General features: G+C 69.2%; 24 protein-coding genes and 1 riboswitch. Of the genes, 14 read left to right on the forward strand and 10 right to left on the reverse strand.

Annotated elements, in window-relative coordinates; all coding sequences use genetic code 11:
• The first annotated feature begins 12 nt into the window (after positions 1-12).
• Positions 13-129: riboswitch (TPP riboswitch) on the forward strand.
• Positions 125-1,459 carry a purine-cytosine permease family protein gene (locus ACZ5BU_RS26260; RefSeq protein WP_465703076.1) on the forward strand — a complete coding sequence of 445 codons (1,335 nt, stop codon included), beginning with the start codon at positions 125-127 and terminating at the stop codon, positions 1,457-1,459. Its footprint overlaps the riboswitch before it by 5 nt.
• Here the strand turns inward: ACZ5BU_RS26260 and ACZ5BU_RS26265 are convergent.
• Genes ACZ5BU_RS26265 through ACZ5BU_RS26280 form a run of 4 tightly spaced genes read right to left on the reverse strand, consistent with a single transcriptional unit; the run spans position 1,398 to position 5,935 of the window.
• Positions 1,398-2,618 (reverse strand): cation:proton antiporter, encoded by a 1,221-nt coding sequence (locus ACZ5BU_RS26265; protein WP_465703077.1) that lies wholly within the window; start codon positions 2,616-2,618, stop codon positions 1,398-1,400. The two genes, ACZ5BU_RS26260 and ACZ5BU_RS26265, sit on opposite strands and share 62 nt — an antisense overlap.
• Positions 2,619-2,648: 30 nt before the next feature.
• Positions 2,649-3,254: an RNA polymerase sigma factor gene (locus ACZ5BU_RS26270; RefSeq protein ID WP_465703078.1), complete on the reverse strand. Its 606-nt coding sequence runs from the start codon at positions 3,252-3,254 to the stop codon at positions 2,649-2,651.
• Positions 3,255-3,279: 25 nt separating this feature from the next.
• On the reverse strand, positions 3,280-3,984 hold the full coding sequence (locus ACZ5BU_RS26275) for a flavodoxin family protein (RefSeq protein ID WP_465703079.1): 705 nt from the start codon (positions 3,982-3,984) through the stop codon (positions 3,280-3,282).
• Positions 3,985-3,994: 10 nt separating this feature from the next.
• The gene (locus ACZ5BU_RS26280) at positions 3,995-5,935 is read right to left on the reverse strand and encodes a thiamine pyrophosphate-binding protein (protein WP_465703080.1); all 1,941 of its coding nucleotides are present in this window, start codon (positions 5,933-5,935) and stop codon (positions 3,995-3,997) included.
• An 86-nt stretch (positions 5,936-6,021) separates the two neighbouring features.
• On the opposite strand from ACZ5BU_RS26280, the gene ACZ5BU_RS26285 reads away from it, so the two are divergent.
• Complete coding sequence (locus ACZ5BU_RS26285) at positions 6,022-6,630, forward strand: hypothetical protein (protein ID WP_465703081.1); 609 nt, start codon at positions 6,022-6,024, stop codon at positions 6,628-6,630.
• A gap of 26 nt (positions 6,631-6,656) precedes the next feature.
• Positions 6,657-7,337: a class I SAM-dependent methyltransferase gene (locus ACZ5BU_RS26290; RefSeq protein ID WP_465703082.1), complete on the forward strand. Its 681-nt coding sequence runs from the start codon at positions 6,657-6,659 to the stop codon at positions 7,335-7,337.
• A 104-nt stretch (positions 7,338-7,441) separates the two neighbouring features.
• On the opposite strand, the gene ACZ5BU_RS26295 is transcribed toward ACZ5BU_RS26290, so the two are convergent.
• Positions 7,442-8,008 carry a methylated-DNA--[protein]-cysteine S-methyltransferase gene (locus tag ACZ5BU_RS26295; protein WP_465703083.1) on the reverse strand — a complete coding sequence of 189 codons (567 nt, stop codon included), beginning with the start codon at positions 8,006-8,008 and terminating at the stop codon, positions 7,442-7,444.
• On the reverse strand, positions 8,001-8,483 hold the full coding sequence (locus tag ACZ5BU_RS26300; RefSeq protein ID WP_465703084.1) for an RNA polymerase sigma factor: 483 nt from the start codon (positions 8,481-8,483) through the stop codon (positions 8,001-8,003). The genes ACZ5BU_RS26295 and ACZ5BU_RS26300 overlap by 8 nt, the downstream gene beginning before the upstream one ends.
• Before the next feature lie 315 nt (positions 8,484-8,798).
• On the opposite strand from ACZ5BU_RS26300, the gene ACZ5BU_RS26305 reads away from it, so the two are divergent.
• Genes ACZ5BU_RS26305 through ACZ5BU_RS26325 form a run of 5 tightly spaced genes read left to right on the forward strand, consistent with a single transcriptional unit; the run spans position 8,799 to position 13,191 of the window.
• Entirely contained in the window at positions 8,799-9,302 is a 504-nt protein-coding gene (locus ACZ5BU_RS26305; RefSeq protein ID WP_465703085.1) for a flavin reductase family protein, read from the forward strand.
• Complete coding sequence (locus ACZ5BU_RS26310) at positions 9,295-10,338, forward strand: ABC transporter substrate-binding protein (RefSeq protein WP_465703086.1); 1,044 nt, start codon at positions 9,295-9,297, stop codon at positions 10,336-10,338. Before ACZ5BU_RS26305 ends, ACZ5BU_RS26310 begins: the two co-directional genes overlap by 8 nt.
• Positions 10,335-11,171, forward strand: a complete 837-nt coding sequence (locus tag ACZ5BU_RS26315; RefSeq protein WP_465703087.1) for an ABC transporter permease — start codon at positions 10,335-10,337, stop codon at positions 11,169-11,171. Before ACZ5BU_RS26310 ends, ACZ5BU_RS26315 begins: the two co-directional genes overlap by 4 nt.
• Positions 11,147-11,857, forward strand: a complete 711-nt coding sequence (locus tag ACZ5BU_RS26320) for an ABC transporter ATP-binding protein (protein WP_465703088.1) — start codon at positions 11,147-11,149, stop codon at positions 11,855-11,857. The genes ACZ5BU_RS26315 and ACZ5BU_RS26320 overlap by 25 nt, the downstream gene beginning before the upstream one ends.
• Entirely contained in the window at positions 11,854-13,191 is a 1,338-nt protein-coding gene (locus tag ACZ5BU_RS26325; RefSeq protein WP_465703089.1) for an LLM class flavin-dependent oxidoreductase, read from the forward strand. The genes ACZ5BU_RS26320 and ACZ5BU_RS26325 overlap by 4 nt, the downstream gene beginning before the upstream one ends.
• A 16-nt stretch (positions 13,192-13,207) precedes the next feature.
• Here ACZ5BU_RS26325 and ACZ5BU_RS26330 read toward each other — a convergent pair whose 3' ends face one another.
• Positions 13,208-14,197: a zinc-binding alcohol dehydrogenase family protein gene (locus ACZ5BU_RS26330; protein ID WP_465703090.1), complete on the reverse strand. Its 990-nt coding sequence runs from the start codon at positions 14,195-14,197 to the stop codon at positions 13,208-13,210.
• Between the two features lie 38 nt (positions 14,198-14,235).
• On the opposite strand from ACZ5BU_RS26330, the gene ACZ5BU_RS26335 reads away from it, so the two are divergent.
• The 3 genes from ACZ5BU_RS26335 (at position 14,236) to ACZ5BU_RS26345 (ending at position 16,723) form a co-directional block, all read left to right on the forward strand.
• Positions 14,236-15,048: a glycerophosphodiester phosphodiesterase gene (locus tag ACZ5BU_RS26335; protein WP_465703091.1), complete on the forward strand. Its 813-nt coding sequence runs from the start codon at positions 14,236-14,238 to the stop codon at positions 15,046-15,048.
• A 226-nt stretch (positions 15,049-15,274) separates the two neighbouring features.
• Positions 15,275-15,691: an ATP-binding protein gene (locus ACZ5BU_RS26340; protein WP_465703092.1), complete on the forward strand. Its 417-nt coding sequence runs from the start codon at positions 15,275-15,277 to the stop codon at positions 15,689-15,691.
• Between the two features lie 60 nt (positions 15,692-15,751).
• Positions 15,752-16,723, forward strand: a complete 972-nt coding sequence (locus tag ACZ5BU_RS26345; protein ID WP_465703093.1) for a DUF5926 family protein — start codon at positions 15,752-15,754, stop codon at positions 16,721-16,723.
• Positions 16,724-16,944: 221 nt separating this feature from the next.
• Here ACZ5BU_RS26345 and ACZ5BU_RS26350 read toward each other — a convergent pair whose 3' ends face one another.
• Positions 16,945-18,159, reverse strand: a complete 1,215-nt coding sequence (locus ACZ5BU_RS26350; protein ID WP_465703094.1) for an arginine deiminase — start codon at positions 18,157-18,159, stop codon at positions 16,945-16,947.
• A 214-nt stretch (positions 18,160-18,373) separates the two neighbouring features.
• On the opposite strand from ACZ5BU_RS26350, the gene ACZ5BU_RS26355 reads away from it, so the two are divergent.
• The 3 genes from ACZ5BU_RS26355 (at position 18,374) to ACZ5BU_RS26365 (ending at position 21,430) form a co-directional block, all read left to right on the forward strand.
• Positions 18,374-18,964: a dihydrofolate reductase family protein gene (locus ACZ5BU_RS26355; RefSeq protein ID WP_465703095.1), complete on the forward strand. Its 591-nt coding sequence runs from the start codon at positions 18,374-18,376 to the stop codon at positions 18,962-18,964.
• A gap of 97 nt (positions 18,965-19,061) precedes the next feature.
• Positions 19,062-19,874, forward strand: a complete 813-nt coding sequence (locus ACZ5BU_RS26360) for a glycosyltransferase family 2 protein (protein ID WP_465703096.1) — start codon at positions 19,062-19,064, stop codon at positions 19,872-19,874.
• Entirely contained in the window at positions 19,871-21,430 is a 1,560-nt protein-coding gene (locus ACZ5BU_RS26365; protein WP_465703097.1) for an MptA/MptB family glycosyltransferase, read from the forward strand. The genes ACZ5BU_RS26360 and ACZ5BU_RS26365 overlap by 4 nt, the downstream gene beginning before the upstream one ends.
• Here the strand turns inward: ACZ5BU_RS26365 and larC are convergent, their stop codons facing one another.
• Together larC and larB are read right to left on the reverse strand one after the other, a co-directional pair.
• Positions 21,431-22,678 (reverse strand): nickel pincer cofactor biosynthesis protein LarC, encoded by a 1,248-nt coding sequence (larC, locus tag ACZ5BU_RS26370; protein WP_465703098.1) that lies wholly within the window; start codon positions 22,676-22,678, stop codon positions 21,431-21,433.
• Complete coding sequence (larB, locus tag ACZ5BU_RS26375; protein ID WP_465703099.1) at positions 22,678-23,394, reverse strand: nickel pincer cofactor biosynthesis protein LarB; 717 nt, start codon at positions 23,392-23,394, stop codon at positions 22,678-22,680. The genes larC and larB overlap by 1 nt, the downstream gene beginning before the upstream one ends.
• Between the last annotated feature and the right edge of the window lie 97 nt (positions 23,395-23,491).

Raw genomic sequence — 23,491 nt, forward strand, 5'->3', positions numbered from 1 at the left:
AAGCTTTTCAGTACAAACCTATGCGGGAGCTCGCACCGACAAGCGCGGGCTGAGAGGGCGACAGCTGGGTCGCCGACCGCCTGAACCTGACCGGGTAATGCCGGCGTAGGGAGTGGGGTCACTCATGACCGATACAGCTGTTCGTCCTGCCGACAGTGCCGACAATGCCGAGGCGCCGCTCGTCCTGACCACGGACGCGCCGCGGACGCTCGGGTTCCTGACCCAGTTCACCCTGTGGGGCAACTTCGGGATCTCGCTCTTCGGGCCGGTGACCGGTGCCTTGGTGGTGGCCTATACCGGGTCGCTGTGGCAAGGCCTGCTCGCGGTTGTCGTCGGCTGCGGGCTCGGTGCGCTGGTGCTCGGCGGTTCCGCCGTGTTCGGCTCACAGACCGGTGCACCGGCGATGGCGGCGTTGCGCGGCCTGTTCGGCCGCCGGGGGTCGATGGCGCCGACGGTGCTGAACATCGCGCAGAACATCGGCTGGGCGACGATGGAGATCATCGTCATCTCGCAGGCGGCCGTCGCGGTGACCAGCGAGAAGTGGCGCTGGTTGTTCGTGCTGCTGGCGGGTGCGATCGCCACGACGATGGCGGTCCGGCCGTTGGGCAGCGTCAGGCTGCTGCGCAAGTTCATGGTCTGGCTGGTGCTGATCGCCTCGGCGTACCTGTTCGTGCAGGTTCTCGGCAAGCCGGTCCACGCGCTGCCGCAGGACAGCGTGTACGGCTTCTGGCCGGCCGTCGACCTGGCCGCCGCCGGAGTGGTGTCGTTCGCGCCGCTGGCCGCCGACTACACGCGGCACTCGCGTACGAACAAGGCTGCCTTCGCTGGGTCCGCGCTCGGCTACGGCCTGGCTGCGATCATCTACTACGCGCTGGGTGTGGTCGCGGTTGCGACCTTGCAGACGAACACCGACGACGTGATCACCGCGCTCGTCACCCTCCCGGCGGGCGCGATCGCGCTGTTCGTACTGCTGGTGGACGAGGTCGACGAGGCGTACGCGAACGTCTACTCGACGACGATGTCGCTGCACAACCTCGTCGGTCACATCGACCGCCGGTGGATCTCGGTCGCGATCGGCGTCGTCGCGACCGGCATCGCGATGTTCATCGACCTGGGCAACTACACGCAGTTCCTGTACCTGATCGGCTCGGTCTTCGTCCCGCTGTTCGCGGTCGCGATCGCGGACTTCTTCGTGGTCAGCAAGCTGAAGTGGGACGTGTCCGACACGGCGAAGTTCCGCTGGCAGCCGACCGTCGCGTGGCTGATCGGCTTCGTCGCGTACCAGCTGGTGAACCCCGGTACCGTCGCCGGCTGGTCCCCGTTCTGGACCAAGATCCAGCAGGCGCTCTTCGACCACCACGCCGTACCGGGCTGGCTCGGCGCGACGTACACCTCGATCATCGTGTCGATGCTCGCGGCGGTTCTGCTCGGCCGGATCGGTCGGCGGCAGGCTGCCTGAGCAGAATCAGCGCGATCGCGGGGAACAGTAGTACGGACAACAGCCCGGCGCAGACGAGAGCGGCGGCGGTGACCGGTGTCATCAGCCCGGTCGCCACGCCGATCTGCGTCGCCGTGACGATGAACGGCAGCGAGGTCGCCTGGAGCAGGGCCGCCGCGGCGGTCGCGCGCTTCCCGAGCGTCCGTACGGCGAGGTACGCCGGTACGCCGCGGACGACGAGCAACGCGAGCAGGAACAGCGGTACGCGGACCAGTGCGACCGGATCGTCGAGCAGACCGCGCAGGTCGAGCCGGAGTCCGCTTGTCACGAAGAACACCGGAATCAGAAACCCGTAGCCCAGCGCCTCCAGCTTGGTCCGGAAGCGTGGATGCGAGGTCGCGTCCCGATCGACGAGTCCGACGACAGCACCGGCCAGGAAGGCGCCGAGGATCGTCTCCAGCCCGAACTGCTCCGCGAGCGCGACGAACGCGACCAGCAGGACGACGGCGGCCCGGACCCGGATCTCCGCCGTCGTGTCCTGCAGCCGTAGCAGCACCCCACCGATCCGCTGCGACCTCCCGGCGGTGGCGACGGCAAGGCCGGTGACGGCGACCAGTACTGCGAACAGTCCCACCATCACGAGCCGTTCGCCGGCGTTCCCGCCTTCGGTCGAGAACACCAGCGACAGGACCAGTACTGCAGCGAAGTCGGCAACCGATGCGGCCGCGATCGTGAACTGCCCGACCGTACCCTCGGCCTGCCGCGCGTCCTTGAGTACCGGCACGACAAGTCCGAGGGAGGTCGCAGACAACGTCACCGCCAGCAGCAGGGCGCTGTGCACCCAGCCGACTGCGGAGAGTCCGAGCCCGGCAAGCGAACCCAGCAACAGGGTGACCAGATAGCCGAGCACCGCCAGTCGCAGTACCTGTCCACGCAGCCGGTGTACGTCGATCTCCAGGCCGGCCAGGAACAACAGGAAGCCCAGCCCGAGCAGCGAGATGATCTGCAGCGGCAGATCGACCTTGATCACGCCAAGGCCGTGCGGTCCCAGCACGATTCCGGCCACGATCTCCAGCACGACCGCCGGCACCCGGAGTCGCGGAGCGAACCCGAGCAGCAGCGGTGCGAGCAACGCGATCAGGGCGACCGCGAACAGGTTGGTGAAACCGACATCCGGCATACAGGTCAGTGCCGCTGTGCGCCCCGGGCGTTACGCGTCAGTTCCGACGAGGTAGCGCTCGAGCCGGCCGCGGACGGTTGCCCGGGCGCGGTGCAGGAGCACCCGCTGGTTGGCCACGGAGATCTCCAGCAACGCACACACGTCCTCGGCGTCGTGTCCGTCGATGTCTCGTAACGTCAGCACCACCTGCTGCCGGATCGGCAGGCCGTTGATCGCCTGGTCGACGGTGGCCCGGACCTCGTGGGCAAGCACTTCGCTCTCGGTGGTCGGCCAGCGTTCCGGGAAGGCCTGCCAGGGGCCGTGGAACCGCTGTGGGTCGGCCGTCGGCTCGTGATCCGCGACCAGGCTGGTCCACGGTACGGTCCGTTGCTCCCGGGCGGCCCGCTTGCGGGCGATGTTGACCAGGATCCGATAGACCCAGGTGCGCAGGGAGGACCGGCCCTCGAACCGGTCGATCCCCCCGAACACCGCCAGCCAGGTGTCCTGGACGACTTCCTCGGCGCTGGCCCCGGTCGACACGAACGACCGGGCCAGCCGCAGCATCGACCCCGACCACCCGTTCAGCACGCGGGCGAACGTCTCCTCGTCCCCGGCCCGCAGCCCGGCGACCAGTACGTCGTCAGACAGCGCCCCCACCCCCTACCCGCCAACGCCCGACCGCTCAGCGGTACTCGGGGTTCTCGAAGTCGAACCGGCAGCCGGCGTCCCACTCGGAGCGCTGGTTGCCGTGCGCGGGGATCCCGCCGGCGTCCTTCAGCATCCTTGCCAGGTGCAACAAGTTCCAGGTCATGAACGTGGTGTTCCGGTTGGTGAAGTCGTTCTCCGGACCGCCGGATCCTTCGTCCAGGTACGACGGTCCTGGTCCGGCCTCGCCGATCCAGCCGGCGTCCGCCTGTGGCGGAACGGTGTACCCGAGGTGCTGCAGCGAGTACAGGACGTTCATCGCGCAGTGCTTCACGCCGTCCTCGTTCCCGGTGATCAGGCAGCCGCCGACGCGCCCGTAGTACGCGTATTGCCCGTGCTCGTTGAGGATCGACGAGTTGCCGTACAAGCGCTCGATCACCTGCTTGGTCACCGAGCTGTTGTCACCGAGCCAGATCGGCCCGGCGATCACCAGGATGTCGGCCGCCATCACCTGTTCCTGGATCGCCGGCCAGGCGTCGGTCGCCCAGCCGTGCTCGGTCATGTCCGGCCAGACCCCGGTGGCGATGTCGTGGTCGATCGCGCGGATCACGTCGACCTGGACGCCCTGCTTCTCCAGGATCTTCCGGCTGACGTCGACCAGCCCTTCGGTGTTGCTGGTCTCCGGCGACCTCTTCAGCGTGCAGTTGATGAACAAGGCGCGCAGATCGTTGTACTGGGTCATTGACAGCTCCTTAGAGCAGTTCAGGGTCCTGCTCGATGCAGAGCAGGGCCGGTCCGCTGGCGGCGAAGAGTGCGGTCATGGCGTCGTCCAGTTCCTGACGGCGGGTGACCCGCAGTCCGGTCGCGCCGCAGAGTTCGGCGTACGACGCCCAGTTCGGGTTGTGCAGCGACGTGTGCCAGACCGGGTAGTCGGCGGCGAGTTGTTCCTTGCTGATCTTGCCGAGCGAGTGGTTGTCGAGCAGTACGTGCTTGATCGGGATGCCGTACTTGACCGCGGTCGTCAGCTCGGCGGCGTACTGCCCGAATCCGCCGTCGCCGGTCACCGCGACGATCGGCCGGCCCGGCGCCGCGGCCCAGGCGCCGAGCGCGGCCGGGTACCCGAATCCGATCGAGCCGAGGTAGCCGGACATCAGCACGGGCTGGCCCTTCGACTCCAGGTAGCGGCCGAGCGAGTACGCATGGTTGCCGACGTCAACGGTCACGACGGCGTCCGCCGGCAGGTGCGTCGACAGCACGTCGAACACTGCGGCCGCCGATACGCCCCGGCCGCGGTCGTCGTTCACCCGGCGCTGCTTCTCCGCGCGCCAGATCGCCCACCGTTCGGCCAGGTCCGGTCGCTGGTCCTCGGCCTTCGCGTCGGTGAGCATGCCGGTCAGCGCGGACAGTGCCAGTCGCGCGTCGCCGAGCACGTCCACGGCCACCGCGTCGAAGCGGCCGATCGCGGCGTGGTCGTCGTCGATCTGGACGATCGGTTTGTACGCCGCGATGCCTGTGTGGTTCGAGAACGAGGCACCAACCACGATCAGCAGATCCGACTCGTTCATCAGCCAGCTCGCAACCGGCGTACCGCTGCGACCGAGTACACCGGCACCGAGTGGGTGCGTGTCCGGGAGCAGGCCCTTGGCCTTGAACGTCGTCAGCACTGGTGCGTTCAGGCGCTCGGCGAGCTCCCGCACCTCGGTCTCGGCTCCGCGGGCACCGTGACCCACGATCATGACCGGCCGCCGCGCATCACGGATCACCGCGGCTGCTTGGACCAACGTGTCCTCGGCCGGCCGGATCCGGCGGCGGGACAGTCGGCCCCGAGGCCCCTTGGCTGCCGCCTCGGACGGCAGGACCTGTACCTCGTCGGGCAGTACCAGGTGCGCGACACCACGGCCGTCGACCGCGTGCTTGACCGCGAGGGCGGCCAGCTCGGCGTGGTCACTGCCGGCGTTGACCGACGTACTCGAAACCGCGACATCCTTGAAGACCGCTGTCAGGTCGAGGTCCTGGAACGCCCCTCGGCCGAGCCACTTCGACGGCACCTGGCCGGAGACGGCGACGACGGGCGAGCCGTCGAGCTTGGCGTCGTACAGACCGGTGAGAAGGTTCGTCGACCCCGGGCCGGCGATCGCGAAGGCCACGGCTGGCCGGCCCGTGAGCTTGCCGTACGCGCCGGCTGCGAACGCCGCGGCGCCCTCGTGCCGGATCCCGATGTAGGTGAGCTCACCGCGGTCCTCCGCCCGGCGCATCGCCTCGGCGAACCCGAGGTTGGAGTGCCCCACCATCCCGAAGACATGAGTGATGCCGTGCGCGACCAAGGTCTCGACCAGGACATCGGCGACGGTCCGCACCGCTTGCGGTAGATCGGGAAGCTGTACGTAGACGCCGTCGGCTCGCTCGTCCACCGGGTACGACGGAACGCTGTCGGAGAACCCCTCCGGTGGCTGACCGCTGATCGGGTCGTAGTCGTACCCGTGCCACGGGCACCGCAGCAGGCCCTTCTCGATCGAGCCCTCGCCGAGTGGACCGCCTTGGTGCGGACACTTGTTCTCGAGCGCCCCGAGCCGCTCTCCACAGCGCGCCATTGCGATGCTGCGCCCGTCCACTACCACGCTGCGGACCCGGCCGTCCGCCGGTACGTCGACCTCGTCCACGCGATGCCAGTTCCCGGTGATGTTCGATGTCATGTAACGTCTCCCGCCCTTCACGACACGGACCGTCTGAGAGAACAGTGCCGTGCCGCGGCCCTGAGATACAGGAGGAGACTGCCGTCATGGATGAACGTTCGCTGGCCGTAACCCGTCGCTCCCTGCACGGCGTCGCCGAACTGGTGCTGGCGGGTCCGCAGTACCGCCGAGGCGCAGGGATCCGGCTGCGCGTCGTACCTGGCGGCTTCGGCACCGTCGACGGCGCCTTCCGGGTCGAGGGCGACACGTTGATCACGCCGGCCGGCCAGGCCCCGTTGGCGGGCACGTACGCCGAGCTGGCCGCCGCGGCGGGTCTCGAGGCGAGCCGGCTCGACGACGTGTACTCGGGCGGTCCGAAGATCGCTCCCGAGGAACGGCTCGAGGTCGAGCCGGCGGCCGCCCGGCTGCTGGAGGACGCGTTCGCCCGCGGCGACGCCGCCCTCCGAGCGCTCGATCCGGCGGCGACTCCCGTCCTCTGGCCGGAGCATTTCGACGTCGGCATCAGCGTCAGGGAGGTCAATTACGGCGTCTCTCCCGGTGACGACTACTTGCCGAAGCCGTACGCCTACGTCGGCCCGTGGACCCCACGGACCGGCGATTTCTGGAACGCCCCGTTCGGCGCCGTACGACCGGTCGCCGAGCTCACCGACATCCTGGAGTTCTTCACCGCCGGCAGGTCCCTGCTGGACAACTGACCCGGAGCAACCGGGATACTGACGCAATGCTGAACTCCGCACTGCGTAGCCGGGCCGAGTACGCGGAACTAGGGGCCGACGGGCTCGCCGCGCGGACGACACCCGAGCGGGACGCGGCGATCGTGAAGGCGGTCGAGGAGTTGCTGGCCGGGCGCGAGTCCGTGCTTGACCTGTGCTGCGGCTACGGCCGGGTCGCGCTGCCGTTGCGCCGGGCCGGGAAGGTCGTACGCGCGCTCGACATCTCGCCGAACCTGGTCGAGGCCGGTCGCGTGCAGGCGGCCAAGGAAGAGCTCGCGATCGACTGGGCGATCGGTTCGATGACCGACCTGCCGTACAAGTGGGACTCGTTCGACGCGGTGATCTGCCTGTGGACGGCGTTCCACGAGTTGTTCGCCGAGGACGAGCAGATCTCCACGATCTGCGAGATCTCCCGGGTGCTGAAGCCGGGCGGGATCGCGGTCATCGAGGGACCGGTCTGGGGTCCGGCGACCGCGGCCGAGATCGCCAACGGGATGCGCCAGGGACCGGAACACCGGATCGTCACCACCGAGCACGACGACAACCGCAGCAGCGTGCACTTCATCCACGACGAGATCAGCTACGGCCGGCTCTGCGCGGCCGCCGGAATCAACGACTACACGGTCTACAAACGCGAGTGGGGCGGCCGCCGGCGGCTCATCCTGGAGATCCACGCCCCGGCAAACTAGCTAAGAGGGTGTCTGACGCGTAAAGAAGCAGATCCCCACTCCACACTGGGGATCTGCTCCTTTGTGTATTCAGTGTAAATCTCTTCAGAACAACTCCGGAAACGTCAGCTTTTTGCTTCCAGATTCAAGAGAAAACGCTTGGCGTCCAGCCCGCCGGCGTACCCGGTGAGTGCACCGTTCGCGCCGATCACCCGGTGGCACGGCAGTACGACGCAGACCGGGTTCGCGCCCAGCGCCGTACCGACCGCGCGGGCCGCTTTCGGTTTGTCGATGCCGACGGCAACAGCGCCGTACGTCGTGGTCCGTCCGTAGCTGGTGTGCTCCGGCAGGTCCTCGAGCACCAGCCGCTGGAACGGCGACGCCAGCGCCAGGTCGACCTCCAGGTCGAACGTGTGCCGCTGCCCGGCGAGGTATTCGTCGAGTTGCCGCCGCACGTCGTCCAGCGGCCGGGCCTGCCGTAGTACCCGCGGGGACACCGCGCGGGCGAGCCGATTCGTCATCGTTTCCTCGTCGCCGAACGAGCTGGCGACGACCTTCCCGTGCGCGACCGCGAGCAGCATGGTGCCGATCGGCGTGTCGTGCAGCGTGTAGGCGACATCGGCGTCGGGGAAGGTGGGTGGTTTCAGTTCAGGGGTGTGCAGCCGGGTCAGCCGGCTCTCCAGGTCAGCCATCGTGTACTCCGAGTTTCGTGCGCAGGGCCGCCAGCGCGTCGCTGACGAGCCGTCGCGACGCCGCGGGCGTGGTGTCCAGAGCGGCGGCCACGCCGTGGTGGTCCAGGTCGCCGACGTATTTCAGCGTGATCGCGAAGCGTTGCCGCTCCGGCAGTTCGTTCACCGCCCGCCAGAGGTCCGGGTCCGGCCAGTCGGTGGCGTCCGGCCCGTCGACCGCGACCGGCGGCGCGTCCTCCAGCGGGCGCTGCGGTTTCCGCGCCCGGTGCACGTCGGTCGCGCACCGGGCGGTGATGGTCAGGAGCCAGCTGCGCAGGTTCTTCGCCGATTTCAGCGTCGGGTACGCCGCGTACGCCTTCTCCCAGGCGCGCTGCGCGACGTCGTCGCCGTCCTGACCGGCCATCGCGCGGGCCAGCCGCGCCACGTCCCGCCAGTGCGCGTCGACCAGCGCCTGGAACGGTGGAAGCCCCGTAGTCATCACGTAAGTAGAACGCACGCCCGGTCCGGCGTGTGAGTCCGGATCACGAGATTGTCTAGTTGCTCAGTAGACAATGATGCGAAGATGGCTGACATGACGACGACCCACCTCACCCGCCGTCGCGTCATCGATCTGCTGCGGACGGCGAGCGCCACCTGTCGGTGAGCGCCACCTGTCGGTGGCCTGGCCCGCTTCTCACCTCATGAGGCGTCTGCCTCTGCTTCCCGCCCGGTAACTGCTGCCGGTCGTCCCTGCCCCGTGTTCCGAGGGAGAGACATGTCCGTTCCCGCCTTGCACCGTCCTGCCCTGTCCGTCGTGCCTGATCGTTCCGAAGAGCGGATCGTAGACGCGGACGTCTACAAATCCGTGTTCCGGCGCCATGCCGCCGGCGTCGTGGTGATCACCGCGGACGCCGGCCACGGCCCGGTCGGGTTCACCGCGACCTCGCTGGTCTCGGTCAGCCTGCTGCCGCCCCTGGTCTCGTTCGCTATCGCCACCAGCGCGTCCAGCTGGCCGACCATCAGTACGGCGACCAGCCTGGTGATCAACTTCTTGTCCGCCGACCAGCATGCGATCGCGGGCCGGTTCGCAACCAGCGGGATCGACCGGTTCGCCGAGCCGACCCGCTGGTCCCGGCTGGCCACCGGGGAGCCCACGCTCGACGACGCGCCGAGCTTCTTGCGGGCGCAGGTCGAACACCGCTTCGCCGTCGGCGACCACTACCTGGTCGTCGCCCGCCTCGCCACCCACACCGAACGTCGTGAGCACGAGTCGCTGCTCTACCACGACGGCAACTACGCGAAAGCACACCATGTCTAGAAAACGTCTCTATGCCCTTTTCGCCCTGCTCGCCGTCGTCACGGGATGCAGCGGGAACGCATCCGCCGACGGAGCCGGCAAGCTCTCGCTGGACGCCGCCCTGCCGACAACGGTCCCGGACGGCACGAAGATCGTCGTCGGCGACCCCACCACCGAGGTCGCGCTGAAGCTCTCGGGCCAGTACGACAAGGTCTCGAAGTACGTCCAGTTCGCGAACCTGAGCGGTGGACCACAGACCACCGAGGCGTTCCGGGCGCATGCCCTCGACCTCGGCTCGGTCGCCGAGATCCCGCCGATCAACGCGACCTGGACCGGTCTGCACGTGAAGATCGTCGCCTCGAAGTTCCGGCAGGATCCGATCGACCACCCGATCTACAAGCTCGGGATCGCGCCCGGCGTATCGGTGAAGACGCTCGGCGACCTGCGCGGCAAGAAGATCGCGTACAGCCCAGGTCAGGCGCAGGGAGCGCTCGTACTGAAGGTGCTCAAGAAGGTTGGGCTGACCAAGGATGACGTCAAGCTGGTCGAGCTACCCAGCACCGGTGATGTCTACGTACAAGCTCTCGCCGGCAAGCAGGTCGACGTCGCACCGATCGGCGGCGTCCAGATCAAGCGGTACCTGGGGAAGTACGCCAAGGACGGTGGCGCCGTGGTCGACCACGGGCTGCGTGATGACGCCGGCCACCTCTACGGGCCGGTCGAGTCGCTCGAGGATCCCGGGAAGGCGGCCGCGATCCGCGCCTACGTCGCGGCCTGGGGCGTCGCCCAGAACTGGATCGACAAGCATCCCAAGGAGTGGATCGAGGGGTACTACGTGAAGGACCAAGGCCTCAGCGCTGCCGACGGGCAGTGGCTGGTCGACAACGCCGGTCACCCGGACATCCCGGCGGACTGGAGCGACGCGATCGCGCGTCAGCAGCAGACCATCGAGCTGCTCGCCAAGGAGACCGGCAACCCGGTGATCCAGGCGAAGGACCTGTACGACCTGCGGTTCCAGACCGTGGCCGCCGACGCGATCAAAGCGGGTGCCAAATGAGTGCGACCACCCTGCCCGGGCTGCGTACCCGGGCCGCTGCGAACCCCGTCGTACGGCGTCGCCGGCTCGGGCCGGGTAAGCCGATCAGGTTCGGTGCCGCGCTCGGACCGGTACTGCTGCTGGTGATCTGGAGCATCGGGTCAGCCGCTGGTTGGATCGACCAACGGATCCTGTCTGCGCCGTGGACCGTGGTGAGCACCGCCGGCGAGCTGATCGCCGACGGCCGCCTGCAATCGAACCTGTGGACCTCCGCCCAGCGGGCCCTGCTCGGACTCGCGCTCGGCATCGCGGCCGGGGTCGTGCTCGCGCTGATCTCCGGCCTGTCCCGGCTCGGCGAGGCGCTCCTGGACGGGCCGATCCAGATCAAGCGGGCGATCCCGTCGCTGGCCCTGCTGCCGCTGCTGATCCTCTGGCTCGGCATCGGCGAGTCGATGAAGGTCGTCACCATCCTGCTCGGGGTGTTCGTACCGATCTACATCCACACCCACAACGGCCTGCGCACGATCGACAGCCGGTACGTCGAACTCGCGCAGACCGTCGGGTTGTCGCAGTGGCAGTTCATCCGCCGCGTCGTACTCCCGGGTGCGCTGCCCGGCTTCCTGCTCGGTCTGCGGTTCGCGGTCACCGGCGCGTGGTTGTCGCTGGTCGTCGTCGAGCAGATCAACTCCACCAGCGGCATCGGCTACATGATGGAGCTGGCCCGCACGTACGGGCAGACCGACATCATCATCGTCGGCCTGGTCGTGTACGGCGTCCTCGGCCTGCTCTCCGACGCAGTCGTCCGCCTGATCCAGAGGAGGGCGCTCTCATGGCGTCGCACACTGGCCTCGTAACGGTCCAGGTCCGTGATCTGGTCCGCCGGTACGACGAGCGCGCCGTACTGGACGGGCTGGACCTGGACATCGAGCCGGGTGAGTTCGTCGCGCTGCTCGGGAAGAGCGGATCCGGGAAGAGCACGCTGCTGCGGGCGCTGGCGGGCCTTGACTACGACGTCGAGGGATCCGGCGAGCTCGCCGTACCGGAGAACGTCTCGGTCGTCTTCCAGGACTCGCGGTTGTTGCCTTGGGCAAAGGTTCTCGACAATGTCGTACTCGGGCTGAACGGCGCCGACGAGCGCGGCCGGCGGAGTCTCGAGGAGGTCGGCCTTGCAGGGCGTGAGAACGCGTGGCCGAACGAGCTGTCCGGTGGTGAGCAGCAGCGGGTCGCGTTGGCGCGGTCGCTGGTACGGGAGCCGGAGCTGTTGCTCGCGGACGAGCCGTTCGGTGCGCTGGACGCCCTGACCCGGTTGAAGATGCATGTGCTGCTGCGGAAGTTGTGCGCCGCGCACCAGCCCGCCGTACTACTGGTGACCCACGACGTCGACGAGGCGATCGTGCTGGCCGACCGGGTGATCGTGCTCGACGCCGGCCGGATCGTCGCCGAAGAGACGATCACGTTGACTGCGCCGCGGAGTGCGGCCGATCCACAATTCGCCGCGGTACGTGCGCGGCTTCTCGACGCATTGGGAGTTTCGATATGAGCAGGCAGCTGCACCTGAACGCGTTCCTGATGAGTACGGGGCACCACGAGGCGTCCTGGCGGCTGCCGGAGAGCGACCCGTTCGCGAACACCTCGGTGGAGCACTACCAGAAGCTGGCGCAGACCGCCGAGCGTGGTCTGTTCGACTCGGTGTTCTTCGCGGACTCGCCGGTGCTGTTCGGGAATGTCGAGCGGCGACCGGCCGGTTCGCTCGAGCCGACCGTACTGCTGACGGCACTGGCGGCGGTGACGTCGCGCATCGGGTTGATCGCGACCGCGTCGACGACGTACAACGACCCGTTCAACCTGGCCCGGCGGTTTGCCAGCGTCGACCACGTGAGCGGTGGACGGGCGGGGTGGAACGTCGTCACCACGGCCGGCCCGGAGGCGGCGCTGAACTTCAACCTCACCGATCAGCCGGCGCATGCGGAGCGGTACGAGCGGGCGGCTGAGTTCCTCGAGGTCGCGTACAAGCTGTGGGACTCGTGGCAGGACGACGCCGCGATCGCGGACAAGGCCTCGGGCGTGTGGGCTCTCGACGACCGCGTCGTACCGATCGACCACGTCGGGCGGCACTTCCAGGTACGGGGGCCGCTCAACGTGCCACGGTCGCCGCAGGGGCATCCGCTGATCGTGCAGGCGGGGTCCTCCGAAGACGGCAAGGGGCTGGCGGCGCGGTACGCCGAGGCGGTGTTCACCGCGCAGCAGACGCTGGAGGACGCGCAGGACTTCTACCGGGACCTCAAGGCGCGTGCGGTCGCTCTTGGACGGGACGCGTCCGAGGTGAAGATCCTGCCCGGAATCGTGCCGGTGATCGGGTCCACGGTCGAGGAGGCGGAGCGGCTGGAGCATCGGCTGGACTCGCTGATCCGGCCGGAGTACGCGCGGCTGCAGCTGGCCCGCACGCTGCGGGTGTCGCCGGAGGACCTGCCTCTCGACCAGCAGTTGCCGGCCGAGCTGCCGGACGAGGACGAGATCGAGGGCGCGAAGAGCCGGTACACGCTGATCGTCACGCTGGCGCGGCGGGAGCAGCTGACCGTCCGCGAGCTGATCGGCCGGCTCGGCGGCGGGCGCGGCCACCGCACGTTCACCGGCACGCCGGAGCAGGTGGCGGACGCGATCCAGCACTGGTTCGAGGCCGATGCCGCCGACGGGTTCAACGTGATGCCACCGGTGCTCCCGTCCGGGCTCACGACGTTCGTGGACGAGGTGATCCCGATCCTGCAGGCCCGCGGCCTCTTCCGGACGGCGTACACCGGTACGACGCTCCGCGACCACTACGGCCTGCCGCGGCCGGCGGGACGTACGCCCGAGCTGCAGGACGCGACGGCCTGAGTGCTGGGGGCTCCCGTCAGGTGGCGGGAGCCCCCACCCGTACGACGAGCTTTCCGACCGCGGTGCCGTCCTGCATGATGCGGTGCGCTTCGCCGATCTCGTCCATCGTGAAGACGCGGTCGATCCGGATCGGGAGCTTGCCGGCCGCGACCAGGTCGACGTACCGCTGGAACGCCTCGGCCGGCAGGTCGGAGCTCTCGCCGCCGTACGCGGTCAGCCGGACGCCGTTCGGGATGTAGTCCATCGGGTAGAAGTCGGGGATCGTCCAGCTGTCGCTGAGCATTCCGGTGAAACACACCGTTCCGTGCACGGCGGTCGCTTTCAGCGTGTCCGGGAGAACATTCGTGCCGACCAGTTCGAGGGCGGCGTGCACACCGTTCGGGAGAATGTCCCGGACCTTTTCCGCAACGTTGCCGTCGTCAACGATCGGGTGATCGACACCGAGCTCGCGCAAAACCTGCACGCGCTGTGGATTTCGCGTTGTCGAGATGACCGTGAGCCCGTGTTCCTTGGCCAGCACGGCGGCCGCGACGCCGACCGACGACGTACCGCCGCGGATCAGCAGCGACTGTCCCGGCTCGATGTCGAGGCCCGTGTAGAGCGAGCCGTGGGCGGTCTGCAGCATCTCCGGAAGTGCGCCGAGGGTCGCCCAGTCCAGGTCGGTACGCACCGGGATCACCGACGACGCCGGTACGACGGTGTACTCGGCGTACCCGCCGTCGTACTCGCGGCCCATCCCGCCCATCATCGCGACCACCTGCTGCCCCGGCGTGAACTCGCCGCCCGGCGCCAGGTCGACGGTGCCCGCCGCCTCGATCCCCGGGACGACCGGGAACCGCGCGTTCGTCGCGAGGCCCGCGCGGAGGTGGTACTCCGAACGGTTCAGCCCGAACGCCTCCACCTTGATCCGCACCCACCCGGCGGGCGGCTCCGGCACCGCGACCCGCCGTACCCGCATGTCCTCCGGTGCCACCGGACCGTCCAGCACGATCGCCCGCATCTCCATGCACCCATCTTGGCCGACGGTATGGAAGAGTTTCTGCCATGGGGAATGTCCCGCGCGTTGTCGCCCATCGCGGAGCCAGTGCGGTTGATCCGGAACACACCCTCGCGGCGTACAAGCGGGCCATCGAGGTCGGCGCCGACGGCCTGGAATGCGACGTCCGGCTGACCGCGGACGGGCATCTCGTCTGCGTCCACGACCGGCGGATCGACCGTACGTCGAACGGCCGCGGCGCGCTGTCCACGATGAGCCTCGCGGAGCTGGAGAAGTACGACTGGGGCTCGTGGAGACATCCCGAGGAGGAGCTCTCCGACCTCGACGCGCGGCAGCTGCTCACGCTCGAGACGCTGCTCGCGACCGTCCGCGACGCCGGCCGGCCGGTCGAGCTGGCGATCGAGACCAAGCACCCGACCCGGTACGCCGGACTCGTCGAACGCCGCCTGATCGAGGCGCTGGACCGCTTCGGCTGGGCGCACCCACGGCTCGGAACGGAGTCGCCGATCCGGGTGATGAGCTTCTCCTGGCTGTCGCTGCGCCGGATGCGGGCCGCGGCGCCCGGCCTGCGGACGGTCCTGCTGATGGACCGAGTGCCGCTGCGCTTCCGCGACGGCACGCTTCCCACCGGCGTCTCGTCCGCAGGCCCGAGCCTGCGCATCGTCGCCGCGCACCCCGAGTACGTCGACCGCGCGCACAAACACGGGCACCAGGTGCACGTCTGGACCGTGAACGCCGAGGACGACATCCGGCACTGTCGCGACCTCGGCGTCGACGCGGTGATCACCGACCGCCCCGACATGGCCCTGCGGGTGCTGGCGGAAGAGGTAGGACGTCGGACCCGGTCCGAAAGTTTGTGACACGCCGGGACGCAATTGTGTGGCACGTGTCACGCGGTACGGATAGGTAGCTGGGCGAATGCGGGCGGTTATTGCAACGTTCAATTCCGTCGATTTCGTTACGGTTTCCGGAGGTTTAGGCGGGCGCTCTGCAGAGGCTGTGTAACGGAATACCTGCGGGTGTTTTCCGGGCCGGGATCGTGGGCAGATGTTCCAGTGGCTGAACCGATCATCGAGGAGACCCTGCTTGTCCTCAGCGACCCTGCCCGCCGACGTCAGCGTCGTGGACGTCGTACTGCCGCACGAAGTGTCCGCGGTCGCGGATGCCCGGCGCCGACTCGGCGTCTACCTGAAGCGCTACCGGGTCGCCCGCGCCGCCTCCGACGACGCCCAGCTCGTCCTGTCCGAACTGCTCTCGAACGCGATCCGGTACGCCCCGCCGCTGCCGGCCGGTGAGGTTCGCGCCGCCTGGTGGATCGACAAGGCCGGGATCCACGTCGAGGTCACCGACGGCCGCGGCGACACCGAGCCGCGCCGGATCAGCGAACCGCACCCCGAGTCGATCGGCGGCCGCGGCCTCGCGATCGTCGACGTGCTCACCTCCGGCTGGGACGTCCGTACCGCCGCCCACCACCGCACGGTGCACGCGATCATCCCCAGCTAGACCGTGTCCGGTCCTGGCTGGTTGGCCCTGAGGTGGGGGCGGCTGTAAGACTGCGGGGTTATGGGAAAGAAGTCGCGGCAGCGCGCGAAGAACACGACTCCGACCGTCACGCTCGACCCGGCCGATCTGGTCGACGTCGGGCCGCGCGAACCCTGCCCGTGCGGTTCGGGCAAGCGGTTCAAGCAGTGCCACGGCAAGGACCTGGCCCAGGCGTCCGACACGTTCGTCGTGCGGCCGTTCGAAGGGCTGCCGTCGGAGTGTGACCTGATCGCGTTCCGCGAGATCGTCCCGTCCGGCTCGGTGCAGGTCGAGCTGGTCGGCGACAACGCGGGCAAGACCGTCAACCTGGTCACCCTGCTGCCGATGGCGATGCCGGGCCTGGTCCGCGACGACGAGACGATCTGGATCGGCCTGCAGACGCACGCGTCGTCCGGCGACCCGAGCCGCGACCTCGGCCACGCGATCACCGCGGCGCTCCGGACCGAGCCGGGGAACCCGATCCAGGTCGGCGACCTGATGAAGGACGGCCCGCGGCTGCAAGACCTGATCGACACCACGAAGCCGCTGGAGGTCAAGGTCCACGAGGGCTTCGACTACTGGGTCGGCGAGAACGTCGAGGACCCGACCGGCGAGGTCGCGGCCGGCCTGGAGCGGGCGAACGCAGCGGCGGCCCCGACGGTACGGCTGGAGTCCGTCGAGGCGGCGTACTGGACGCAGATCGGCGACCGTATCTACCTGCGCTGGGTGCTCCCGTACAGCGAGGACACGCTGCTCGACGCCCTCGCCCGGCTGCACGCCGCGGGTTCGTCGGCCATCGTCGACGGCAGCCGCCTGATCGGGTCGTTCCGTGCCCTCGGCGTACTCGCGCCGGTCTGGGAGCTGCCCGCCGGCACCTCGGCCGCTGACGTGGAGAAGCCGGCCGCCGACTTCGCCACCGCCCTCGAGAAGGCGCTCGCGACCGAGGCGCCGCTCAGCACCGCGGAGCGTGCCGCCAAGGCGGGCCTGGCGAGCCGCCAGCTCACCATCCGCTGACCACAAGCAGAACGCCCGGCTGGATCACCAGCCGGGCGTTCTGTTCACTCAGAGTGGTCTAGGCCATGATCGTTCAAATTGGCCCAGAAACGTGGTCGGCCCAAGTCCTGCTGACGGGGGAGCAACAGGGCCTGGGCCTAGGCATGAAGAGTACTCAGGCCCGCCCCCCAACACAACCCCCGATTTCACTCCGCGTGTCGCCCGGCTCACGCGAACCCGGTTCAGGCCGTGGCCGGCGCGCGGAGGATCGGGCAGGACATGCACCGTGGGCCGCCGCGGCCGGAGCCCAGTTCGGAGCCGGAGATGCGCAGGACCTCGATGCCGGACTCCTCCAGACGGGCGTTCGTCTCGACGGTGCGTTCGTACGCGATGCAGACCCGTGGTGCCAGCGCGAGGGTGTTGTTCCCGTCGTCCCACTGTTCGCGCTCGGCGGTGACCGGGTCCAGGCCGGTGTCGATCCGGCGCAGGGTGTCGATCCCGAGCGCCTTCGCGGCCGCGACCAGGAACGGCTCCGGCTCCGCGACGTGCAACTGCTCCCCGTCGGTCGTCACCGCGAGCGCGCGCATCTCCTCGGCCATGTTCGGATACATCAGCACGGCGTCGGTGTCGACCATCGTGCACACCGTGTCGAGGTGCATCGTCGCTCGCTGCTGCGCGATCGGTACGGCGAGCACCGTGTGCGCCAGTCCCTTCGCGAACACCCGGCGCGCCAAACGCTCCACACCAGCCGGTGTGGTCCGCTCCCCGACCCCAACGGCGAGCACGCCTGGGCCGAGCGCCAGTACGTCGCCGCCTTCGACATGCTCCAATTGGTGGTCGTACACCTTGTCGGCGCCCGCGAACCGCGGGTGGAACGTGTAGATCAGCTCGGTCAGCTGCGTCTCGCGCATCCGGGCCGGCATCGCGAGTGACGTGACCGCGACCGAGTCCCGGATCCAGACGCTCGAGTCGCGGGTGAAGAGCAGGTTCGGCAGCGGGTCGACGAGGAAGTCCTCGTGCGCCAGCAGCGACGTGACCAGCCCACCGGCGTGTACCTCGTCGTTGCGGACGCCGGCCATCAGCGCCTCCGCGAGCGCAGCCGGGTCCAGATCGCCCAGGGATGCCCGCAGGTAGTCGCGCAGGGTCTCGCCGAGCCTCAGGTCCTCGGTGGCGCCTGCGACCGCCCTCGCGCGCGCCTCGGGGTGGTTCAGTGATTCGGTGAGCAGTTCGCCGAGGTACAGGACCTCGACATCGCGGTCCCGCAGCGCCTGGGCGAAGGCGTCGTGCTCGTCCTGCGCCCGGCCGACCCAGGGGATGCCGTCGAACAGCAGCTTGTCGTTGTTCCGCGGGGTGAGCCGCCGGAGCTCGTTCCCCGGCCGGTGCAGCATCACCGTTCGCAGCGGGCCGACCTCGCTGTCGACGCCGTACGCCGCCACGTCCTGCCGCGTCTCCGTCATCCGTCCGCCCTTCGTCCGCGATGTCCCACCACGCTACGGCAACCCGATCAATCTGTCTGATTGTCCGACAATTCTGTGACGATGGCCAATCGGCCCGTCGGCCGGTGGCGGGCCGATATCGGCCAGGTGGCAGATGTTCCGTCGCGGCGACGGCAGCAGGATTTGTGCTGTGAGGACGCCGACCAGGGCGTCCCGAACCAGAAGAGGTACCGAAATGACACGCACCGTGGTGGCCAACTTCTCGCTCTCGCTCGACGGCCGGGTCAACGGCGCCGGCGGCGACTACGACATGAGCTGGATCGTGCCGCACGCGATCACCGAGGGCGCCCGCAACCACATGATCCGGGTCACCAGCCCGGCGACCACCGCCCTGCTCGGCCGGAAGAACTACCAGGGCTTCGGCGGCTTCTGGCCGGCGGTCGCCGACGACGAGAACGCCTCCCCGCAGGACCGCGCGTTCTCCCGCTGGCTGAACGAGACCGAGAAGGTCGTGTTCTCCTCGACGCTGACCGAGGCCCCGTGGCAGAACTCGCGGATCGCCGACGGCGAGCCCGCGGACGTGGTCAAGCAGCTGCGCGAGCAGGACGGCGGCGACATCATCGTGCTAGCAAGCTCCAGCGTGATCCGGGCGCTGCTGGCGGCCGATGAGGTCGACCGGCTGAGCATCACCCTCGACCCGGAGCTGGTCGGCGGCGGCACCCGGCTGTTCGAGGACGGTCTGCCGGCAACGTCGTGGAAGCTGAGCGACTCCACCCCGACCGAGTCCGGTGCCCTCTGCCTGCTCTACGACCGGGTGCGCTCCTGACAGTCTGTTCAACTGCGTCGTACGAAAGAATGAGATATCCACAGGCAGCCGATACTGGCGAGGTCTATCGGCTGCCGAGGAACTAGGCTGCACTGCTGTGTCCGCTGATCCTGTCCCCAACGCCGCGCCCGACGAGAAGGCCGAGCCGTTCGAGCGTGCTGTCGCCTGCGTGATCCCGGCCAAGGACGAGGCCGACCGGATCGCGGCGACCGTCGACGCGGTGCACAAGATCATCGGCGTCGACCTGGTCGTGGTCGTCGACGACGGCTCCACGGACCGGACGGCGGAGGTCGCCGAGCAGGCCGGAGCGGTCGTCGTACGGCACGAGAAGAACCGCGGCAAGGCCGCGGCGATGGAGACCGGCGCGGCGGTGGTCGCCGAGCGCGACGGGGCGCGGCCGCGGCACCTGCTGTTCCTGGACGCCGACCTGACCGACACCGCGGCCGGAGCCGGTCCGCTGATCGAGCCGGTGCAGACCGGCCGCGCCGACATGACCATCGGTACGTTGCCGGCCCAGGTGCGTGCCGACGGGTCCAAGGCCGGCGGCCACGGGTTCGTCGTCCGGTTGTCCCGGGCCGGGATCCAGGAGGCGATCGGTTGGGCGCCGGAGCAGCCGTTGTCCGGGCAGCGTTGCCTGACCCGCGCCGCGTTCGACTCCGCCGTGCCGCTGGCCGCGGGCTTCGGCGTGGAGACCGCGCTGACGATCGACCTCGGGCGTAAGGGCTTCCGGATCGTCGAGGTGCCGATCGACGTCCGGCACCGGGCGACCGGGACGGACCTGCGCGGTCAGCTGCACCGCGCGAAGCAGTACCTGCACGTCCGCCGCGCGCTCGCCGACCGCAGCGCGCTGCCCGCGGACGGCGGTGGACCGTCGCTGCGCAGCCTGTTCCCGCGGAAGACCACGCAATGAGCGCTGAGCTGAGCACCGATCTCGAGCTCGGGAACAAGTACGGCCGCCGTGCAGTCGCTCTCTACCTCGCGTGTACGGCGCTGATCGTCGCGGTCGGCCTGCTCGGGCCGTCCGTGGTCGTGCTGACCCTCACGAACCGCCACCCCTGGCTCCCGTCGTACTGGTTCGACACCAAGCCGAACGACTGGCTCGTCTCGGTGCTGATCTACGTCGCGATCGCCCTCGGCGGGTACGGCGTCTACCTGGCCACCAAGGCGTTGAAGCACGGCTGGGCGCCACGCGTCGACCGATTGATTGCCTTAGGCATCGGTACGACGGCGGCCGTCACGCTGGTGCCCCCGATGGCTTCGGGCGACGTACTGATCTACGCGGCGTACGGCCGGATCATGGCGCTCGGCGGCGACCCGTACACGGCCTCGCCGGCCGACACCATCCGCCTCGGGTACGACCCGGTGATCGCCGCGACCGAGCGTCCGTGGCAGGGCGCGCGCAGTGTGTACGGGCCGATCGCGACCTGGGTGCAGTGGCTGTCGTCGCTGATCGGTGGTGACTCCGCGCAGCTCACGGTCTGGATGCTGCAGCTGTCCGTCGCGATCAGCCTCGTCGTCACCGGTCTGGTGCTGGTGAAGCTGGTCGGCAAGGACCTGCCGTCCAAGCGCCGCGTGATCATGCTCAGCCTCGCGAACCCGCTGCTCCTGTGGGCAGTGCTGGCCGGCGCGCACAACGACTCGATCGCGGTGATGTTCGCGGTCCTCGCGCTGTGGCTGTTCCGGCGGCACGTGTTCCTGGCCGGGCTGATGCTCGGCGTCGCGGGCTGCACGAAGCTGTCGATCGGTCTGGTCGGTGTGGCGATGCTGTGGGCGCTGCGTGCCGATCGCCGCAAGTGCGTGTATTTCTGCGGCGGCGGCGCGATCGCCATGGGCGGGCTGTACGCGATCGTCGGCCTGCAGGCGTTCCAGCAGGCGCGGTCGCAGACGTCGTTCATCTCCACCGGCACGCCGCACAAGGTGCTGCTCAGCTTCTTCACGCTCTTCCTGCCGAACGGACTGGTCCGGACGGTCATCGCGATCCTGGCCTGGGTCGGGCTGATCGTGGTCGCGATCCTGCTGACGCAGGTGTTCCCGAAGTCGTTGGTGCCGCAAACGCATCCCGACGACCCGACCCCGGCCGCCATCCGGTACACGGCGATCTACGCGATCGCCTGGTCGCTGACCGCGATGTACTCGCTGCCCTGGTACGACGTGATCGCCTGGGCGGCCCTCGCCGCGGTCGCCGCGTCGAAGGTCGACGGGTTGATGGTCGTCCGTACGACCATGCTCGCGATCGCGTACGTCCCCGGCCGCGACCCGCACGCGCGGCAGGTCGCGGCCAGCCTGTCGGACTCGCTGGAGTTCTTCAGCGCGCGGCTGCGGGACACCCTCTGCCCCGCGATCGAGCTGGCGGTGCTGGTCGGCATCATCGTCTGGGCGCGCCGCAACGGCGCCCAGTGGTGGCCGTACGACTGGCCCCGCCGCAAGCAGAAGCCCCTTCCGGAGAAGGCCGCCGAGGTCGGGTAGTCAGCTCCAGAGTTCGTGCCCGGCGGCGATTGCCTTCGCCAGGACGGTCTTGACCGGCTTCCGCAGCACGGTGGCCGCCGCCGCGACGTCGTCGTACTCCGGCTGGACGTTGACCACCTGTCCACCGTACCTGGCGATCTTCACGTGGATCTGCTGGCCGTCGACCTCGACGGTCGCGAACTCGCGGTCGGCCGCATGCTTGCGGATGCCGAACTCGCGCAGACCGATCGCGGACGTCTCGGACAGGATCACCGAGCGGACCAGTTCGGCGTTCGCGCCGCCGACCAGGACCGAGAGTGTGTGCGCCGGGCGTCCCTTCTTCATCAGGATCGGGGTCAGCCAGGCATCGGCCGCACCCGCTTCCATCAGCCGGGCCAGCACCTGCGGCCAGATCCGGGGATCCAGGTCGTCGACATTGGTTTCGTAGACGAGCTCGGTCGACGACTCCTCGAGCGACTCGCCGACGACGACCCGGAGGATGTTCGGCACCTCGACCGGGTCCCGTCCGCCGGCGCCGACACCGGTCTGCTCGATCCGCATCGGCGGAAGCATCCCGTACTCGTCGGCCAGCGTGGCGAGCAACGCGGCGCCGGTCGGCGTGGTCATCTCGTACGGCGCTGTTCCGCCGACGACGGGTGCGCCGGCCTCGGACACCAGGTGCAAGACGGCCGGTCCGGGGATCGGGATGCCCCCGTGCTGGCCGCTGACCTGCTTGCCACCGCCGAGCGCGATCGTCGACACGACAACCCGCTCCAGCTCCAGGCTGACAGCGGCGGCCGCGACCCCCACGATGTCCGCGATCGCATCCAGCGCCCCGACCTCGTGAAAGTGCACCGTGTCCGGCTCCACCCCGTGAGCCGACGCCTCAGCCCGGGCCAATCGTCCGAAAGTGTCCAACGCCCGCTGCCGCACACGCTCATCGAGCGCCGCACCCTCCAGTAGACGTCGTACGTCGGCCCACGCCCGCGTCGGACCCGAGTGCGTGTGGTCGTCGTGACCGTGGCCGTGTCCATGACCGTGCCCCGCGGCTGGGATGTTCTCGGGGTGGGGCGTGCCGTGCACCTCGACCGTGGCCTTGGTGGCCGCGATCTGGTGGCGGGCGGTCTGGGTGACGGTTACCGAGAGGGACGGGTCGACGGCCGCAACCGCGGTGTTGATGTACGTCAGGTCGGCACCCGCGGCGATCAGGGCGCCGAGGAGCATGTCCCCGGAGGCACCGGCGGAGCAGTCGAGCCAGGCTGTGCGCATCAGGCGTCCTTGGTTTCGCGCGGAACGGACTGCCGCGCGACCCGCGCAGCGAACACCCCGGCCCCGAACCCGTTGTCGATGTTCACGACCGTCACGCCCGGTGCGCACGAGTTCAGCATCCCGAGCAGCGCCGCCAGCCCGCCGAACGAAGCGCCGTACCCGACAGAGGTCGGCACCGCGACCAGCGGTACGCCGACCAGCCCGCCGACGACGCTCGGCAGCGCGCCCTCCATCCCCGCGACCACGATCAGGCAGTCCGCCTCGGCGAGCCGCTCGCGGACCCCGAGGATCCGGTGCAGCCCGGCCACGCCGACGTCGGTGATCACGTCCACCCCGGCCCCGAACACCCGGGCCGTCGTCGCCGCCTCGGCCGCGACCGGCGCATCCGACGTACCGGCGGCCACGACCGCGACCGTGCCGGCCTGCGCCGGCGGTTCGCCGAGGACTGCCGTACGTCCGACCGGGTCGACCACAGCCTCCGGCAGCGCGGCGATGACCGCGGCCTGCGCCTCGTCCGTCAACCGGGTCGCGAGTACGGCGTGACCGGGGTGGGTGGCGTGCAGGGTACGGAGGAGTTCCACGACCTGAGATGGCGTCTTGCCCGCGCCGTACACGACTTCGGCGTCGCCGGTGCGCTCCAGCCGGTCGGTGTCGAGCCGCGCGTACCCGAGGTCGTGAACGCCCGGTTGTGGGCCCTGATCAGGCAAATGTGTCACGCCGCGAATCTACGTTGCCGCGACCGGACGTGCCGCATCCGTCCCCCGCCGCGCACGCTGTGCGATCACCTGAACACTCAGGCACACCATGCGATGC

The sequence above is a fragment of the Kribbella sp. NPDC031520 genome, from assembly GCF_055580825.1.

Coding starts and splice junctions, on each gene's coding strand:
- ACZ5BU_RS26295 (WP_465703083.1), bottom strand. CDS start 8,008: ATGGCTGACCTGGAGAGCCGGCTGACCCGGCTGCACACCCCTGAACTG.
- ACZ5BU_RS26355 (WP_465703095.1), top strand. CDS start 18,374: ATGACACGCACCGTGGTGGCCAACTTCTCGCTCTCGCTCGACGGCCGG.
- ACZ5BU_RS26350 (WP_465703094.1), bottom strand. CDS start 18,159: ATGACGGAGACGCGGCAGGACGTGGCGGCGTACGGCGTCGACAGCGAG.
- ACZ5BU_RS26345 (WP_465703093.1), top strand. CDS start 15,752: ATGGGAAAGAAGTCGCGGCAGCGCGCGAAGAACACGACTCCGACCGTC.
- larC (WP_465703098.1), bottom strand. CDS start 22,678: ATGCGCACAGCCTGGCTCGACTGCTCCGCCGGTGCCTCCGGGGACATG.
- ACZ5BU_RS26290 (WP_465703082.1), top strand. CDS start 6,657: ATGCTGAACTCCGCACTGCGTAGCCGGGCCGAGTACGCGGAACTAGGG.
- ACZ5BU_RS26325 (WP_465703089.1), top strand. CDS start 11,854: ATGAGCAGGCAGCTGCACCTGAACGCGTTCCTGATGAGTACGGGGCAC.
- ACZ5BU_RS26330 (WP_465703090.1), bottom strand. CDS start 14,197: ATGGAGATGCGGGCGATCGTGCTGGACGGTCCGGTGGCACCGGAGGAC.
- ACZ5BU_RS26310 (WP_465703086.1), top strand. CDS start 9,295: ATGTCTAGAAAACGTCTCTATGCCCTTTTCGCCCTGCTCGCCGTCGTC.
- ACZ5BU_RS26320 (WP_465703088.1), top strand. CDS start 11,147: ATGGCGTCGCACACTGGCCTCGTAACGGTCCAGGTCCGTGATCTGGTC.
- ACZ5BU_RS26315 (WP_465703087.1), top strand. CDS start 10,335: ATGAGTGCGACCACCCTGCCCGGGCTGCGTACCCGGGCCGCTGCGAAC.
- ACZ5BU_RS26280 (WP_465703080.1), bottom strand. CDS start 5,935: ATGACATCGAACATCACCGGGAACTGGCATCGCGTGGACGAGGTCGAC.
- ACZ5BU_RS26285 (WP_465703081.1), top strand. CDS start 6,022: ATGGATGAACGTTCGCTGGCCGTAACCCGTCGCTCCCTGCACGGCGTC.
- ACZ5BU_RS26335 (WP_465703091.1), top strand. CDS start 14,236: ATGGGGAATGTCCCGCGCGTTGTCGCCCATCGCGGAGCCAGTGCGGTT.
- ACZ5BU_RS26265 (WP_465703077.1), bottom strand. CDS start 2,618: ATGCCGGATGTCGGTTTCACCAACCTGTTCGCGGTCGCCCTGATCGCG.
- ACZ5BU_RS26275 (WP_465703079.1), bottom strand. CDS start 3,984: ATGACCCAGTACAACGATCTGCGCGCCTTGTTCATCAACTGCACGCTG.
- ACZ5BU_RS26365 (WP_465703097.1), top strand. CDS start 19,871: ATGAGCGCTGAGCTGAGCACCGATCTCGAGCTCGGGAACAAGTACGGC.
- ACZ5BU_RS26260 (WP_465703076.1), top strand. CDS start 125: ATGACCGATACAGCTGTTCGTCCTGCCGACAGTGCCGACAATGCCGAG.
- ACZ5BU_RS26300 (WP_465703084.1), bottom strand. CDS start 8,483: ATGACTACGGGGCTTCCACCGTTCCAGGCGCTGGTCGACGCGCACTGG.